Raw genomic sequence first — 14887 nt, 5'->3', positions numbered from 1 at the left:
GCGCCGACGCCGAGCTGCGGCTGCTCGCCGAGCCGGACGTCGAGGCCGGCTCCTACCGCTCGACGATCACGCTGTCGCTGTTCGCCTAGGCGCGGACCGGCGCAACGGCCGGGGACCGCGCCCCGCGGTCACTCCTGAGCGACCGCGACCGCCACGACGAGCGCGGAGTGGACCGTCGGCTCAAGGACGGCGAAGTAGCGGCTCGAGCCCTCGATCCAGGCCTCGGTCGCGCCCTCCCTGGTGCGGAAGCGGACTGGCTCGTCGCTCGACGTCCCGCGCCCGTCGGCCTTCGCGACCGCCTGCGAGCGCAGATCGGCGAGCACCTGCTCCGCCGTCGTCGCCCCGGACGCCACGCGGTCGCGGACGCTGCGGGCACGCACCGCGTCGATCCCGATGTCGCGTCCGGTCGCCAGCGCCGCGACCACCGCGCCGTCGCAATGCGCGATGCTGATCCGCATCCGCTCCAGCGCCGGGTGCTCGCCGCGGAGCACCGGGCGGCCGTGCGGTCCGGAGCAGCGCTGGCAGCGCGCGTCCACGGCGACCTCGAGGGGATCGATCCCGAGCGTCTCAGCAGCCAGCTCGCGCACGAGGACCCGGCCGAGGAGGAAGCCGTCCCGGACCTCGCGCCGACTCGTCGCCTCGTAGCGCAGGCGCTCGGCGAGGGTGAGCAGGCGCAGCATCCGGTGGCGGGCGGAGTCGAGGACCTCGGGCCGCGCCCAGCGCAGCTGCACGTCGTCGGTGGCGAGGAGGGGGAGTCCGGTCATGCCCCGGACGCTACGCACGCCAGGCGACATCGGCGTGACGGGAGGGTGGCCGGAGGGAGACGGGCCGCTGTTGACTGGGAGGCGTGCAGACCTTCCTCCCCTACCCCGACTTCCACCGCAGCGTCCGCGCCCTCGACGGCAAGCGGCTCGGCAAGCAGCGCGTCGAGACGCTGCAGGTCATGCGGGCGCTGACCGTTCCGGGGTACGGCTGGCTGAACCACCCCGTCACGCGGATGTGGCGGGGCTACCGACCGGCGCTGATGACCTACCAGCGCGAGACCTGCGCGGAGTGGACGGAGCGCGGCTTCGCCGACACGTGCCTCGTGAAGACCGAGGAGGCCCTCGCCGCCGCCCCGGAGGATCTCGCCGCCTACCTGACCGGCGACTACGCGCTCCCGCCGTGGTTCGGCGACGAGCGGCTGCACCTCTCGCACCGCTCGAAGCTCGTGGCCAAGGACGAGGACCACTACGGCCCGCTGTTCCCCGGCACGCCGCCGGGGCTCGACTACCTCTGGCCCGTCGGCGCCTGAGCTCAGGCCGCGGGCGGGCGGAGGAACGGGATCGCGACGCGCGGACGGAACACCTCGCGCTGGTTCGCCTTCACCAGTCCGCAGATGATCAGCACGAAGTGCACCAGCCAGAGCACGGCGAACAGCGTGATCGGGATGCCGATCGGGTAGAAGCCCTTCGCGAGCGGGGTGTCGGAGGCGGCGAAGAGCAGCACGACGTGCGCGCCGAGCGTCACGACCCCGATCAGGATCACCGTCAGACCCCAGTTCGCCGCGTTCTGCGCGTTCTCGGCGGCGAGCCCGCCCTTCCTCCGGGCGGAGGGGTACACGGACGCCATGACGATGCCGCCCACGATCAGGCTGAGGAACGGGATCCCGATGAACGCGAGGAAGCCGAGAGCGTACGAGAGGGCGCCCGTGGGCGGTGCGGGGACGGCCTGCGGGGGCGCGACCGGAGCGGCCTCCGGGGTCGTCGCGTCGGCCGGTCGGGGGTCGGAGGAGGGGCTCGCCATGCCGACAGCCTAGGGAACGCCGTCCCCCGGGTGGCGGTCAGGGTCTTTTCAGGCCTCTGGCCGGGCCTTCGTCTTCGGGGGCTCTCGGGTTAGTCTGTCGAGGTTGACCTGCCGCACGGAGCGTGCAGGGCGTCGGCCGCGGTCGTCGCAGCATCCGGGGGGATTCGCGAAGGAGAAGGTTTGGCGTCCGACAGAAGGACCACCGGTGGTGTGGTCAAGGCGATCGTGGGCTTCCTGGGCATGAGCGTCGTGGCCGGAGTCCTCGTGACCGCCACCGTCACCCCGGCCGTGGCGCTCGCCGGAGTCGCCGCGAACCAGTCGATCGGCGTCTTCGACGGCCTGCCCGACTACCTCGAGGTCGACAAGCTCTCCGAGAAGAGCAACATCTACGCGACCGGCTCCGACGGCCCGCAGCTGCTCGCCTCCTTCTACGTCGAGAACCGCGTCGAGGTGCCGCTCGACCGCATCGCCCAGGCCGCCAAGGACGCCGCCGTCTCGGGTGAGGACCCCCGCTTCTACGACCACGGCGGAGTCGACCTCCCCGGCACCCTCCGCGCCGTCGCTCAGACCTACGTGCTCGGCAACGACGTGCAGGGCGGATCCTCGATCACCCAGCAGTACGTGAAGAACGTCCTCGTCGAGAAGGCCGTCCGCAACATCTCGGACGACGCCGAGCGCGCGGCCGCGATCGACGAGGCCACCCGGACCTCCCCCGAGCGCAAGCTCCGCGAGATGAAGCTCGCCATCGGCCTCGAGAAGCAGTACACGAAGGACCAGATCCTCCAGGGCTACCTCAACATCGCGTTCTTCGGAGGCACCACCTACGGCCTCGAGACCGCCGCGAACTACTACTACGCGACCTCGGCCGCGGACCTCTCGATCGCCCAGGCCGCGAGCCTCATCGCGATCGTCAACAACCCGGCCGTCCTGCGGATTGACCAGCCCGACAACCCGGACAACGGCGCCGCGAACGGCTACGCCCGCAACAAGGACCGCCGCGACTACATCATCGGCAAGATGCTCGAGGAGGGGAAGATCTCGCAGGAGGACCACGACGCCGCCGTCGCCGCTCCGATCGAGCCCCGCATCACCCAGCCCAGCACCGGCTGCTCGACCGCGGGCAACGCGGGCTTCTTCTGCGACTACGTCACCAACGTTCTGAAGAACAACGAGATCTTCGGCGCCGACGAGGACACCCGCTGGACCAACTTCCGCCGCGGCGGCCTCGACGTCTACACGACGCTCGACGTCGGCCTGCAGGACGCGGCCGTCGCCGCCGTCGACGCGCAGGTCCCGCAGACCTGGAACTTCGACGTCGGAGCCGTCTCCGTCAGCGTCGAGGTCGGATCCGGGCGCGTGCTCGCGATGACGCAGAACAAGAAGTACTCGCAGGATCCGGACGTCCTCACGACCGACCCGTCCTACAGCGCCGTGAACTACAGCACCGATCGGGCCAACGGCGGATCCTCCGGGATCCAGCCGGGCTCGACCTACAAGCTCTTCACCCTGGTGGAGTGGCTGAAGGAGGGCCACAGCATCAACGAGTCGGTCGACGGGACGCGCAAGTCCACCTGGGGCACCTTCACGGACTCCTGCGTCTCGGGCGGCACCGACACGAGCAACGAGACGAGCGCGAAGAACGACGAGGGCGGAACCGGCGAGGTCGGCACCCCGGTGTCCTTCACGAAGACCTCCCTCAACACCGGCTTCGTCGGCATGGCCCGTGAGCTCGACCTGTGCGGCATCCGCGACACCGCGGTCGACATGGGGGTGAAGCAGGGCAGCGGCGAGGAGCTCGAGCACAACCCGTCGTCGGTGCTCGGCACGAACTACGTCTCGCCCCTCTCGATGGCCGGCGCCTTCGCCACCATCGCCTCCGGCGGCACGACCTGCGACCCCGTCGCGATCGACCGCATCACCGACTCCGCCGGAGCCGACCAGCCGGTGCCCCCGGCGAACTGCCGCCAGTCGATCGACCGCAACGTCGCCGCCACCGCGGCCGTCGCGCTGCAGGCGACCTTCACCGGCGGCGGGACGGCCGTGGCCTCCCGCACCGGCGACGGTGTTCCGCTGATCGGCAAGACCGGCACCACCGACGACGCGAAGGCCACCTGGATGACCGGAGCGAGCACCCGCGTCGCGACCGCCGTCGGCGTGTTCAACGTGAAGGGTGACGCGAACCTGCGCCTCGGCCGCTACTCCTTCGACTCCGGATCCGCCGCCACCGCGCGCCACCGCATCTGGCCGGTCGTCATGCGCGCCGCCGACGCGACGTACGGCGGGACAGCGTTCCCGGAGGCCGACGGCTCGCTGCAGGTCGTCCCGAAGGTCGACATCCCGGATGTCGTCGGGCTCTCCTCCGCCGACGCCGAGGCCAAGCTCGAGGCGGCCGGCTTCGGCGTCGTGCAGGGCGGCACGGAGGCGAGCGACGCCGCGGTCGGGACGGTCATCCGCGCCGACCCGTCGGGCTCGGCCCCGCGCGGCACCGCGATCACCGTGTTCACCAGTTCCGGCAACCAGAAGACCGTGCCGAACGTGACGGGCCAGGACCTGGAGGCCGCGAAGAACGCCTTCGGCGCCGCAGGCTTCACGAAGATCACGCTCGCCTGCGCCGAGGACCCGAAGGCGCCCGACGCCGGCCAGGTCACCGGGCAGGAGCCGGCCGGCGGCTCCCCCGTCGCTCCGGACGCCACGCTGAAGGTGACGATCACCGCGAAGAAGTGCCCCTGACCGGCGCCCGACGGCTCGCGAGAACGCGTCCGGCCCGCGAGGATCCTCGGATCCCGCGGGCCGGACGCGTCCCTGTCGGACGACGGCGTCGGAGCCGGGGCTACTGCCCGCGCCCCCGGATCGCGCCGACGATCGCGACGGTCGCGAAGTAGACGATGAGCGCCAGCACGCCGAACGAGGCGAGCGCCCCGCTGGCCTCGGCCCAGGGCCGTCGCTCGTCCGTCATGGTGCCGGGCATGACGATGTCGAGGGCGAACATGCCCACCGCCAGGGCGAAGCAGACGAGGCTCAGCACGAGCAGCGCCCGGACCGCCTTGCCCACGGGGTCGTAGTAGCGCGGGTTCGACATCGTGCCTCCGGTTCTCGTGCTCTCGTGTCTATCCCGCCCGGACCGCTGTGGCAAGCCGTGGGGACGCGAAGACCCCCGCCCCTCCCCCTCCGCGGGCGCCGCTCGCGACGACGGGCGGTGCCGTCGTCACGAGTGGTGTCTCGCGGAAGGAGGAGGGACGGGGGTCGGAGCGGGACCGGCTACGCGGCCAGCGGGAGGGCGGCGGCCGAGGTCACCAGCAGCTCGCCGGCGACGGCGTCGACGCGGACCTCGCCTCCGTCGGAGACCTCGCCGCTGACGAACAGGTCGGCGATCCGGTCGTCGATGGAGTGCTGGACGAGCCGGCGCAGGGGCCGGGCGCCGTACTGCGGCTCGTAGCCGTTCTCGGCGAGCCAGTCGACGGCCGCCTCCGTCACCTCGAGCGTCACCTCGCGGGGAGCGAGGCGGGAGCGCGTGGTGTCGAGGACGATGCCGACGATCTCCCGCAGCTGCTCGCGGCCGAGGCGGCGGAACAGGACGATCTCGTCGATCCGGTTGAGGAACTCGGGGCGCATCGCCTCGCGGAGACGGCCCATGACGCGATCGCGCAGGTCCTTCTCCGAGGCGAAGCCCTCGGCCGACGCGTCGCTCTGAGCGACGAAGCCGAGCGCACCCGACCGCGAGGCCAGGAACTCCGAGCCGAGGTTCGAGGTCATGATGATCACCGTGTTGCGGAAGTCGACCGTGCGCCCCTGGCCGTCGGTCAGACGCCCGTCGTCGAGCACCTGCAGCAGCAGGTTGAACACGTCGGGGTGCGCCTTCTCGATCTCGTCGAACAGGACCACCGAGTACGGGTTCCGGCGCACGCGCTCGGTCAGCTGACCGGCCTCGTCGTAGCCGACGTACCCGGGAGGGGCGCCGACCAGCCGCGAGACCGTGTGACGCTCGCCGAACTCGCTCATGTCGAAGCGGATGACCGACTGCTCGTCGGCGAAGAGGGAGCCCGCGAGGGTGCGCGCCAGCTCCGTCTTGCCGACACCGGTCGGACCGAGGAAGAGGAACGAGCCGACCGGGCGCGAGGAGTCGCCGAGGCCTGTGCGGCTGCGGCGGACGGCCCGGGCGACCGCGGTGACCGCGTCGTCCTGGCCGATGACCCGCTGGTGCAGCTCGGTCTCGAGGTGCGCGAGGCGCTCGCGCTCCCCCTCCGTGAGCCGCGACACCGGGATGCCGGTGGCGCGGGCGATGACGGCCGCGATCTCGGTCTCGCCGACGACCGCCTCCGCGGGGGCACTGCCGGTGGCCGCGTCGAGCTCCGCCTGCACGGCGCTGATCTCGTCGCGGACGCGGGACGCCTCCTCGTAGTGCTCGGCCGAGACGGCCGCGTTCTTGTCGGCCTCCAGGGTCGCCAGACGCTCGAGCAGAGCTCCGGTGTCGACGCCGGCTCCGAGGCGGAGGCGGAGGCGCGCGCCGGCCTGGTCGATCAGGTCGATCGCCTTGTCGGGCAGCACGCGGTCGGTGAGGTACCGGGCCGAGAGCTCGACGGAGGCGCGCAGGGCCTCGTCCGTGAAGCGCACGCGGTGGTGCTCCTCGTAGGCGGGGCGCAGGCCGTGCAGGATGGCGACCGCGTCCTCGATGCCGGGCTCGCCGACGCGGACCGGCTGGAAGCGCCGCTCCAGTGCCGGGTCCTTCTCGATGGTGCGGTACTCCTTGAGCGTGGTGGCGCCGACGAGGTGCAGCTCGCCCCGGGCCAGACGCGGCTTGAGGATGTTGCCCGCGTCCATGCCGCCCTCGCCGCCGCCGCCCGCACCGACCACGGTGTGGACCTCGTCGATGAAGACGATCAGCTCGCCGGAGTGCGCCGCGATCTCGTCCATGGTGCCGGTGAGGCGCTCCTCGAAGTCGCCGCGGTAGCGGGTGCCGGCCAGCATGCCGGGGAGGTCGAGCGAGATCACGCGCTTGCCGCGCAGCTGCTCGGGGACCTCCTCCGCCACGATCGCGCGGGCCAGGCCCTCGACGATCGCGGTCTTGCCGACGCCGGCCTCGCCGACGAGCACCGGGTTGTTCTTGGTGCGGCGGCTGAGGATCTCGACGGTCTGCTCGATCTCGTCGGCGCGCCCGATGACCGGGTCGAGCCGGCCCTCGCGGGCGAGAGCGGTGAGGTCGGTGCCGAACTTGTCGAGCATCGGAGTGTCGGAGGCGGGCTGTCCCGCCTCCTGCTGCTGCGGGGCCTCGGTCTCGCGCATGCCCTGGGTGAGGGCCTCGGCGGTGACGCCGGCGCGGGCGAGGACCTGCCCGGCGGGGGCGTCCTGGCCGAGCACGAGCGCGAAGAAGAGGTGCTCGGGCTCGATGTAGGTCGAGCCGCTGGAGCGGGCGACCTGGTAGGCGTGGAACAGCGCGCGCTGCGCGCTGGGGGTGATGGTGGCCGCGTTCTGCGAGGCGTGGGCCTCGTCGGCCTGCGGGAGGCGCGCCTCCGCGGCGGTGGCGATGGCGGCGGGGTCGACGCCGATGCGGCGCACGGCCTGCGAGACGGTCTCGTCGTCGATGAGCACGCGGAGCACGTGCAGGGCGTCGAGCTCGGTCTGGCCGCGCTCGAGGGCGAAGCGTCCTGCGGACTGCAGGATGTCGCGGGTACGGGCGGTGAGGAATCGGCTGAGGTCGATCGACCGCGCCGCGCGGGCGCGCTCACCGTCGAGGTAGCGGGCGAGGAAGTCGTCGAACGAGCTCGCTCCGGCCTCGCTGTAGTTGTCGGGCACCTGTCCTCCTGAGGAAGTTGAGTCGGTTACGCTCAAGTTCAACGCAGGGGTGCCGTTCCTATTCCCGCCCCTCCCCCGCGAGATGCCGCTTCGGTCCACGGCACACCGCGACGGGCGTACCGACCGGCGTCCCGCGGGGACGGGAAGAGGCACGGACTCCGGGGAGTCCGTGCCTCTCTGCGCCGACGCGCATTTCCTCCGGGGTGGGAGCTCTAGGGGACGAGGTAGCCCGCCGCGCGGAACAGCTCGTACCACTCCGGCCGCGTGAGCGGCAGATCGGAGCCGAGGGCCGCATCGCGCACGCGCTGCTCGTTCGTCGTGCCGAGCACGACCTGCATGCCCGCCGGGTGGCGGGTGATCCAGGCGGTGGCCACGGCGATCGCCGGGACCCCGTACGTCGCTGTGAGCCGGTCGATGACGGCGTTGAGCTCGGGGTAGGCCGGGTTGTCGAGGAAGACGCCGGTGAAGAACCCCGCCTGGAAGGGCGACCAGGCCTGCACGGTGATGTCGTTCAGGCGGCAGTAGTCGAGGATGCCGGCGTCGCGCATGACGGACTGGTCCTCGCCGACCATGTTGGAGGCGACGCCCTGCGCGATCAGCGGCGCATGAGTGATCGAGAGCTGCAGCTGGTTCGCCACGATCGGCTGGTTCAGCGACTTCTTCAGCAGCTCGATCTGGTACGGCGTCTGGTTCGAGACGCCGAAGTGCTTCACCTTGCCGGACGCGTGCAGCTCGTCGAACGCGCGGGCCACCTCATCCGGCTCGACGAGCGCGTCGGGCCGGTGCAGGAGCAGCACGTCGACGTAGTCGGTGCGCAGCGCCTTCAGCGAGCCCTCGACAGAGGCGATCAGGTGCTCGTACGAGAAGTCGAAGTAGGGGCCGTCCGGGACGATGCCCGCCTTGGTCTGCAGGACGACCTGCTCGCGCTCCGACGGGGTGAGCGCCATCGCCTCGGCGAAGCGCTCCTCGCAGCGGTGCAGCTCGCCGCCGTACACGTCGGCGTGGTCGAAGAAGTCGATGCCGGAGTCGCGGGCGGCGCCGACGAGGCCGCGGATCGCCTCGTCGCTCATCTCGGGGATGCGCATGAGGCCGAGGACGACGTTCGGGGAGTCGACACCGGAGGTGCCGAGGGGGACGTGCTTCACAGGGAGTGCTCCTTCGTTGGATACCTCGTCCACGGTAGGCGCCCCGCCTGGGCGCCGTCCAACAGGGGGTGCTGGTGCGATTCATCCGGCGGAGTGGTGAATCGGCGGAGGTGGTCGGCTGGGCGGCGGTGCACCCCCGGGCCGACACGAGCTACGCGACGAACCGGCGCATCCCGCACGTGGACGCCCTCGACGCATGGAGCGTGTGGTGCCTCCGCGTGCGGCCCGGCTTCCGCGGGCGCGGGATCTCGCATCCGCTGCTCGAGGGCGCCGTCGAGTTCGCCCGATCGCAGGGGGCACCGGCGATCGAGGGCTACCCGGTCGACAACGCCGGCACGGAGGTCGACCTGACGATGGCGTGCGTCGGCACGCGCTCGCTGTTCGGGCGCGCCGGCTTCGAGAAGGCCGCGGACACGACCTCGGTGCTCGACGGCTTCCCCCGGGTGCTGATGCGCCTGGCCCTCTAACGGCGCCCACGACAGCCGCTCCGGCCCCTCCGCCGAGACACCGACGTGCCGCCCGAGGCGCCGCCGGCAGGACGGCGCCTCGGCGACAGGGCGGCGCCTCGCCGGGTGCGGCGACCCGACGCCCGCCCGCCACCCCGAGACGAGGAACGGCCCCTCACCCGCGAGGGGAGGGGCCGTTCGCCGTGGAGGCCGGGACGTGGTGTCGACGCCTAGAAGTCCCAGTCCTCGTCCTCGGTGTTCACGGCCTTGCCGATCACGTAGGAGGAGCCGGAGCCCGAGAAGAAGTCGTGGTTCTCGTCCGCGTTGGGCGAGAGGGCCGACAGGATCGCGGGGTTCACATCGGTGACCTGCTTGGGGAACATCGGCTCGTAGCCGAGGTTCATCAGCGCCTTGTTGGCGTTGTAGTGCAGGAACTTCTTGACGTCCTCGGTCAGGCCGAGCTGGTCGTAGAGGTCCTGCGTGTACTGCGCCTCGTTGTCGTAGAGCTCGTAGAGCAGCGAGAACGTGTAGTCCTTGATCTCGTCGCGCTTGGCCTGGTCGACCCGCTCGAGCCCCTTCTGGAACTTGTAGCCGATGTAGTAGCCGTGCACGGCCTCGTCGCGGATGATCAGGCGCACAAGGTCCGCCGTGTTGGTGAGCTTGGCGCGCGAGGACCAGTACATCGGCAGGTAGAAGCCCGAGTAGAAGAGGAACGACTCCAGCAGCGTGGAGGCGACCTTCCGCTTCAGCGGGTCGTCGCCGCGGTAGTAGTCCATCACGATGGACGCCTTCTTCTGCAGGTTCGGGTTCTCCATCGACCAGCGGAAGGCCTCGTCGATGTCCTGGGTGTTCGACAGGGTCGAGAACACCGAGGAGTACGACTTGGCGTGGACCGACTCCATGAACGCGATGTTCGTGTAGACGGCCTCCTCGTGAGGCGTGATCGCGTCCGGGATGAGCGAGACGGCGCCGACGGTGCCCTGCACGGTGTCGAGCAGGGTGAGCCCGGTGAACACGCGCATGGTGAGCTGCTGCTCCTGGTGCGTGAGCGTGTTCCACGACTGGATGTCGTTCGACAGCGGGACCTTCTCGGGCAGCCAGAAGTTGCTCGTGAGGCGGTTCCACACCTCGACGTCCTTGTCGTCCTGGATCCGGTTCCAGTTGATCGCCTGGACGGAGTCGACGAGCTTGAGCTTCTCGGGGGGAGTCATGATTCCTTCTCGCTGCTGCGGATGGGTCGTGCGGAGGGGGGTGGGGCTGCGTGCTCTAGAGCATGCACGAGACGCACTGGTCGAGCTCGGTGCCCTCGAGCGCCAGCTGACGGATGCGGATGTAGTAGATCGTCTTGATGCCCTTGCGCCAGGCGTAGATCTGGGCGCGGTTGACGTCGCGGGTGGTCGCCGTGTCCTTGAAGAAGAGCGTGAGCGAGAGGCCCTGGTCGACGTGCTGCGTGGCCGCGGCGTAGGTGTCGATGATCTTCTCGTAGCCGATCTCGTACGCGTCCTGGTAGTACTCCAGGTTGTCGTTCGTCATGAACGGCGCCGGGTAGTAGACGCGGCCGAGCTTGCCCTCCTTGCGGATCTCGATCTTCGACGCGATCGGGTGGATCGAGGACGTCGAGTTGTTGATGTACGAGATCGAGCCGGTCGGCGGGACGGCCTGCAGGTTCTGGTTGTAGATGCCGTGCTCCATGACCGAGGCCTTGAGCGCACGCCAGTCGTCCTGGGTCGGGACCGCGATGCCCGAGTCGGCGAAGAGGCGGGAGACGCGCTCGGTGGCCGGCGCCCACTCCTTCTCCGTGTAGGTGTCGAAGAACTCGCCCGAGGCGTACTTCGAGTCGGCGAAGCCCTCGAAGGTGGTGCCGCGCTCGATGGAGAGGTTGTTGGAGGCGCGCAGGGCGTGGAACAGCACCGAGTAGAAGTAGATGTTGGTGAAGTCGATGCCCTCCTCGGATCCGTAGTGGATCCGCTCGCGGGCGAGGTAGCCGTGCAGGTTCATCTGGCCGAGGCCGATGGCGTGCGACTTGTCGTTGCCGTCCTCGATCGAGCGGACCGAGGTGATGTGCGACTGGTCGGACACCGAGGTGAGGCCGCGGATAGCGGTCTCGATGGTGCGGCCGAAGTCGGGCGAGTCCATCGTCAGCGCGATGTTCAGCGAGCCGAGGTTGCAGGAGATGTCCTTGCCGATCTGCGCGTAGGAGAGGTCCTCGTTGTAGGTCGTCGGAGTGTTGACCTGGAGGATCTCGGAGCAGAGGTTGGACATGTTGATGCGGCCCTTGATCGGGTTCGCCTGGTTCACCGTGTCCTCGAACACGATGTAGGGGTAGCCCGACTCGAACTGGATCTCGGCGATGGTCTGGAAGAACTCGCGCGCCGAGATCTTGGTCTTCTTGATGCGCGGGTCGTCGACCATCTCGCGGTACTTCTCCGAGAGGGAGATGTCGCCGAAGGGGATGCCGTAGACGCGCTCGACGTCGTAGGGCGAGAAGAGGTACATGTCCTCGTTGTTCTTCGCGAGCTCGAACGTGATGTCGGGCACGACGACGCCGAGGGAGAGCGTCTTGATGCGGATCTTCTCGTCGGCGTTCTCGCGCTTGGTGTCGAGGAAGCGGAGGATGTCGGGGTGGTGCGCCGAGAGGTACACCGCTCCCGCGCCCTGGCGCGCGCCGAGCTGGTTGGCGTAGCTGAAGCTGTCCTCGAGGAGCTTCATCACGGGGATGATGCCCGAGGACTGGTTCTCGATCTGCTTGATCGGGGCGCCGGCCTCGCGGATGTTCGAGAGCGAGAGGGCGACGCCGCCGCCGCGCTTGGAGAGCTGGAGCGCGGAGTTGATGCCGCGGGCGATCGACTCCATGTTGTCCTCGATGCGCAGCAGGAAGCAGGAGACGAGCTCGCCGCGCTGTGCCTTGCCGGTGTTGAGGAAGGTCGGGGTCGCGGGCTGGAAGCGGCCGGCGACGATCTCCTCGACGAGGGCGGTCGCGAGCGTCTCGTCGCCCTGGGCGAGGCCGAGGGCGGTCATCACGACGCGGTCCTCGAAGCGCTCGAGGTAGCGCTTCCCGTCGAACGTCTTGAGCGTGTACGAGGTGTAGTACTTGAACGCGCCGAGGAAGGTCGCGAAGCGGAACTTCTTCGAGTACGCCAGGTCGTTGAGCTGCTGGATGAACTCGAACGAGTACTGGTCGAGCACGGCCTGCTCGTAGTACTCCTTCTCGACCAGGTAGTCGAGGCGCTCCTTGAGCGTGTGGAAGAACACCGTGTTCTGGTTGACGTGCTGCAGGAAGAACTCGCGAGCGGCCTCGCGGTCCTTGTCGAACTGGATCTCTCCGTTCGGGCCGTAGAGGTTCAGCATCGCGTTGAGCGAGTGGTAGTCCATCTGTGCGGCGTCGCGGGGAGCGTCGATCACTGCTGCGTCCAAAACGTGTCCAATCCTTCGTCGACGGCGCGGACGTCGTCGGGTGTTCCGAATACTTCGAATCGATAGAGGTGCGGCACCTCGCACTTGCGGGCGATGATGTCGCCGGCGAGGCAGTACGCCTCGCCGAAGTTCGTGTTGCCGGCGCCGATGACGCCGCGGATCAGGGAGCGGTTGCACGGATCGTTGAGGAACCGGATGACCTGCTTGGGGACCGCTCCTCCGCCGTTGCCGCCGCCGTAGGTGGGGAGGACGAGCACGTACGGCTCGTGGACGTGGAGCGTGTCGAGGGCGGCTCCGTCGCGGCGGGCGTGGAGCGGGATGCGCTGCGCCGGCCGTCCGAGCTTCTCGATGAACCGGTGCGTGTTCCCCGAGCTGCTGGAGAAGTACACGAGCCCGCTCATCCTTCGGCCCCTCTCCCCGTCAGCTGCTGTTCTCGGTCCCGCCTCCGAGGCGGCTGCGCGGTGAGCCGCAAGGCGGAGGAGGAAGCCGCAGCGGCGCTACGGCGCCCGCCGACGACGTCGCGGATCGCCGTCCGTGCGCCTCAGAGGGTCGCGATCTTGTCGGGGCGGAAGCCGGACCAGTGGTCGTCGTCCGTGATGACGACCGGCGCCTGGAGGTAGCCGAGGGCCTTGACGGCCTCGAGGGCCTTCTCGTCCACGGAGAGGTCGAACACCTCGTAGTCGATGCCCTTGCTGTCGAGGGCGCGGTACGTCGCGGTGCACTGGACGCAGGAGGGCTTGGTGTAGACCGTCACAGCCATGGGTGTCGCCTTTCCGAGGGGGTGTCCCGGTGCCGCTCCCCGACCGGCGGCTCGCGATGCGGGCGGGGTCGGAGGGTGGTCCGGGTGAGTTCTGGGTGCCGGTGGGGCTCTCGCTCCGACCTGCTCAGCAATACTACATATAGGGGGCGGGCCGGTGTCAGCCCACTAGACGTAGTAGTTACAGCCGTGTAGTTATCCACCGGTTCCTCCCCCGTTCATCCACAGGCCGGAGCCCGTGGAACCGCGGAAGGACGCGGATCCGGACGAACCGTCCACAGGTGTGGACAGAAGGATCCCGTTCACTGTGTACAACGCGCCACGGCGTGTCGGCATGCCCGACCGGTGGGGTCCGCGCGGCGGCTCGACCACAAGATGTGGTGGTCGGATCGCATCGCGGGGCATGCCCGGACGGTACGCCCGACCACCGACACCGCGAACGGTCAGAGGAGCTGCGCGGCCCACTCCCGGGCGACGGCGCGCAGGTGCGGGAACGGGTCCGCGAGGGCCGCGGACGAGGAGCCCGCCGCCTCCGTCAGCGACACCGCAGCGGTGAAGCCGGGAGTCGGCGCCGCGATCGCCCCGGCGACGAGGAGCGTCCGCGCCCCGGCCGCCTCGGCGAGCGCGAGGACGTGCACCGGGACCTTGCCGGCGGCGGACTGCGCGTCGAAGCGCCCCTCCCCCGTGATGACGACGTCCGCGCCCGCGAGGAGCGCCGGGAGCCCGATCGCCCGTCCGACGGCGTCGGCGCCGGAGGTCGGGTACGCGCCCCAGGCGAGCAGACCGAAGCCCGTCCCGCCCGCCGCCCCGGATCCCGGCGCATCGGGATCCGCGTCCAGATGCGCGGCGAGACGGCGGAGGCCGCTCTCGAGGAGGAGGACGTCCTCGGGGCCGGCCCCCTTCTGCGGTCCGAAGACGCGGGCCGCCCCGGAGTCGCCGAGCAGCGGGGTCGCGACGTCGCTGAGCACGACCGCGCCTCCGGGCGGCAGAGGACGCAGCCCGCGGAGGTCGGCGGCGGCGATCGCGGGCAGCGCACCGCCTCCCTCGCCGAGGTCACGGCCGGAAGCGGTGGAGAAGCGTGCGCCGAGCTCGCGGAGCGCTCCGACTCCGCCGTCGGTCGAGGCGCTGCCGCCGATCGCCAGCAGCAGGGCGTGCGCCCCCGCGTCGAGGGCGGCGGCGATCGCGCGGCCGAAGCCGCGCGTGTGCGCGGTGAGCGGTCGGAGCGGGTCGAGCAGCGTGATGCCGCTCGTGGAGGCGAGCTCGACGACGGCTGTCCCGTCGGGGAGCAGCAGCCACCAGGCGCGGACCGACCGGTCGTCCGGGCCGGGGACGACGACCGGCAGCCGAAGCGACCCCGGGACCGCGAGTGCGAAGGCCTCGACCGTGCCCTCTCCTCCGTCGGCCATCGGCGCGAGGACGATCTCGTCCCCCGGGCGCGCAGCGCTCCAGCCCTCGGCGATCGCCCGCGCGACCTCGACCGCGCTCGCCGACCCCTTGAAGGAGTCGGGCGCGACGACGACCCTCAGCCTGCCCACGCGCTCAGTGTGGCA

At 70.3% G+C, this 14887-nt stretch carries 12 protein-coding genes and 1 pseudogene; 3 read left to right on the top strand and 10 right to left on the bottom strand.

What is annotated here, in order from left to right; genetic code table 11:
- Nucleotides 1-128: 128 nt before the first annotated feature.
- Complete coding sequence (locus tag C5C49_RS14690) at nt 129-764, bottom strand: 4'-phosphopantetheinyl transferase superfamily protein (protein ID WP_104346433.1); 636 nt, start codon at nt 762-764, stop codon at nt 129-131.
- 83 nt (nt 765-847) lie between these two features.
- Here C5C49_RS14690 and C5C49_RS14685 point away from each other — a divergent pair, with 83 nt between their 5' ends.
- Nucleotides 848-1294, top strand: a complete 447-nt coding sequence (locus C5C49_RS14685; protein ID WP_104346432.1) for an MSMEG_6728 family protein — start codon at nt 848-850, stop codon at nt 1292-1294.
- Nucleotides 1295-1296: 2 nt separating this feature from the next.
- On the opposite strand, the gene C5C49_RS14680 is transcribed toward C5C49_RS14685, so the two are convergent.
- Nucleotides 1297-1785 (bottom strand): DUF4870 domain-containing protein, encoded by a 489-nt coding sequence (locus C5C49_RS14680; protein WP_104346431.1) that lies wholly within the window; start codon nt 1783-1785, stop codon nt 1297-1299.
- A gap of 180 nt (nt 1786-1965) precedes the next feature.
- Here C5C49_RS14680 and C5C49_RS14675 point away from each other — a divergent pair, with 180 nt between their 5' ends.
- On the top strand, nt 1966-4515 hold the full coding sequence (locus tag C5C49_RS14675) for a transglycosylase domain-containing protein (protein WP_258068477.1): 2550 nt from the start codon (nt 1966-1968) through the stop codon (nt 4513-4515).
- A gap of 100 nt (nt 4516-4615) precedes the next feature.
- Here the strand turns inward: C5C49_RS14675 and C5C49_RS14670 are convergent, their stop codons facing one another.
- The 3 genes from C5C49_RS14670 to C5C49_RS14660 all read right to left on the bottom strand — a co-directional run bounded on the left by C5C49_RS14670 (nt 4616) and on the right by C5C49_RS14660 (nt 8720).
- A complete protein-coding gene (locus C5C49_RS14670) occupies nt 4616-4864 on the bottom strand; it encodes a hypothetical protein (protein ID WP_104224361.1) in 249 nt (82 codons plus the stop codon).
- 179 nt (nt 4865-5043) lie between these two features.
- Nucleotides 5044-7575 (bottom strand): ATP-dependent Clp protease ATP-binding subunit, encoded by a 2532-nt coding sequence (locus C5C49_RS14665; protein ID WP_104346430.1) that lies wholly within the window; start codon nt 7573-7575, stop codon nt 5044-5046.
- Nucleotides 7576-7787: 212 nt separating this feature from the next.
- Nucleotides 7788-8720, bottom strand: a complete 933-nt coding sequence (locus C5C49_RS14660) for an aldo/keto reductase family oxidoreductase (protein WP_258068476.1) — start codon at nt 8718-8720, stop codon at nt 7788-7790.
- 107 nt (nt 8721-8827) lie between these two features.
- Between C5C49_RS14660 and C5C49_RS14655 the strand changes: the two are divergent.
- Nucleotides 8828-9187, top strand: a pseudogene (locus tag C5C49_RS14655) (GNAT family N-acetyltransferase); the annotation flags it as partial.
- 209 nt (nt 9188-9396) lie between these two features.
- Here C5C49_RS14655 and nrdF read toward each other — a convergent pair.
- The 5 genes from nrdF to C5C49_RS14630 form a co-directional block, all read right to left on the bottom strand.
- Entirely contained in the window at nt 9397-10377 is a 981-nt protein-coding gene (gene nrdF, locus C5C49_RS14650; protein WP_104224358.1) for a class 1b ribonucleoside-diphosphate reductase subunit beta, read from the bottom strand.
- 55 nt (nt 10378-10432) lie between these two features.
- Nucleotides 10433-12538 carry a class 1b ribonucleoside-diphosphate reductase subunit alpha gene (gene nrdE / locus C5C49_RS14645; protein ID WP_104234484.1) on the bottom strand — a complete coding sequence of 702 codons (2106 nt, stop codon included), beginning with the start codon at nt 12536-12538 and terminating at the stop codon, nt 10433-10435.
- Nucleotides 12539-12564: 26 nt separating this feature from the next.
- The gene (nrdI, locus tag C5C49_RS14640) at nt 12565-12981 is read right to left on the bottom strand and encodes a class Ib ribonucleoside-diphosphate reductase assembly flavoprotein NrdI (RefSeq protein WP_104224357.1); all 417 of its coding nucleotides are present in this window, start codon (nt 12979-12981) and stop codon (nt 12565-12567) included.
- Nucleotides 12982-13121: 140 nt separating this feature from the next.
- Nucleotides 13122-13340 (bottom strand): glutaredoxin-like protein NrdH, encoded by a 219-nt coding sequence (nrdH, locus tag C5C49_RS14635; protein WP_068255139.1) that lies wholly within the window; start codon nt 13338-13340, stop codon nt 13122-13124.
- A gap of 440 nt (nt 13341-13780) precedes the next feature.
- Nucleotides 13781-14863, bottom strand: coding sequence for a glycerate kinase (locus tag C5C49_RS14630; protein ID WP_104346435.1), 1083 nt, complete (start codon nt 14861-14863; stop codon nt 13781-13783).
- Between the last annotated feature and the right edge of the window lie 24 nt (nt 14864-14887).

Source organism: Rathayibacter sp. AY1E2, assembly GCF_002932325.1.
Taxonomy (GTDB): Bacteria; Actinomycetota; Actinomycetes; order Actinomycetales; family Microbacteriaceae; genus Rathayibacter.
The sequence above is the reverse complement of the archived record's forward strand: the minus strand, read 5'-3'. Positions and strand labels throughout refer to the sequence as shown.

What these genes read in the sequence shown, in the direction of transcription:
- C5C49_RS14680 (WP_104346431.1), bottom strand. Translation starts at nt 1,785, where the DNA reads ATGGCGAGCCCCTCCTCCGACCCCCGACCGGCCGACGCGACGACCCCG.
- nrdH (WP_068255139.1), bottom strand. Translation starts at nt 13,340, where the DNA reads ATGGCTGTGACGGTCTACACCAAGCCCTCCTGCGTCCAGTGCACCGCG.
- nrdF (WP_104224358.1), bottom strand. Translation starts at nt 10,377, where the DNA reads ATGACTCCCCCCGAGAAGCTCAAGCTCGTCGACTCCGTCCAGGCGATC.
- C5C49_RS14670 (WP_104224361.1), bottom strand. Translation starts at nt 4,864, where the DNA reads ATGTCGAACCCGCGCTACTACGACCCCGTGGGCAAGGCGGTCCGGGCG.
- C5C49_RS14690 (WP_104346433.1), bottom strand. Translation starts at nt 764, where the DNA reads ATGACCGGACTCCCCCTCCTCGCCACCGACGACGTGCAGCTGCGCTGG.
- nrdI (WP_104224357.1), bottom strand. Translation starts at nt 12,981, where the DNA reads ATGAGCGGGCTCGTGTACTTCTCCAGCAGCTCGGGGAACACGCACCGG.
- nrdE (WP_104234484.1), bottom strand. Translation starts at nt 12,538, where the DNA reads ATGGACTACCACTCGCTCAACGCGATGCTGAACCTCTACGGCCCGAAC.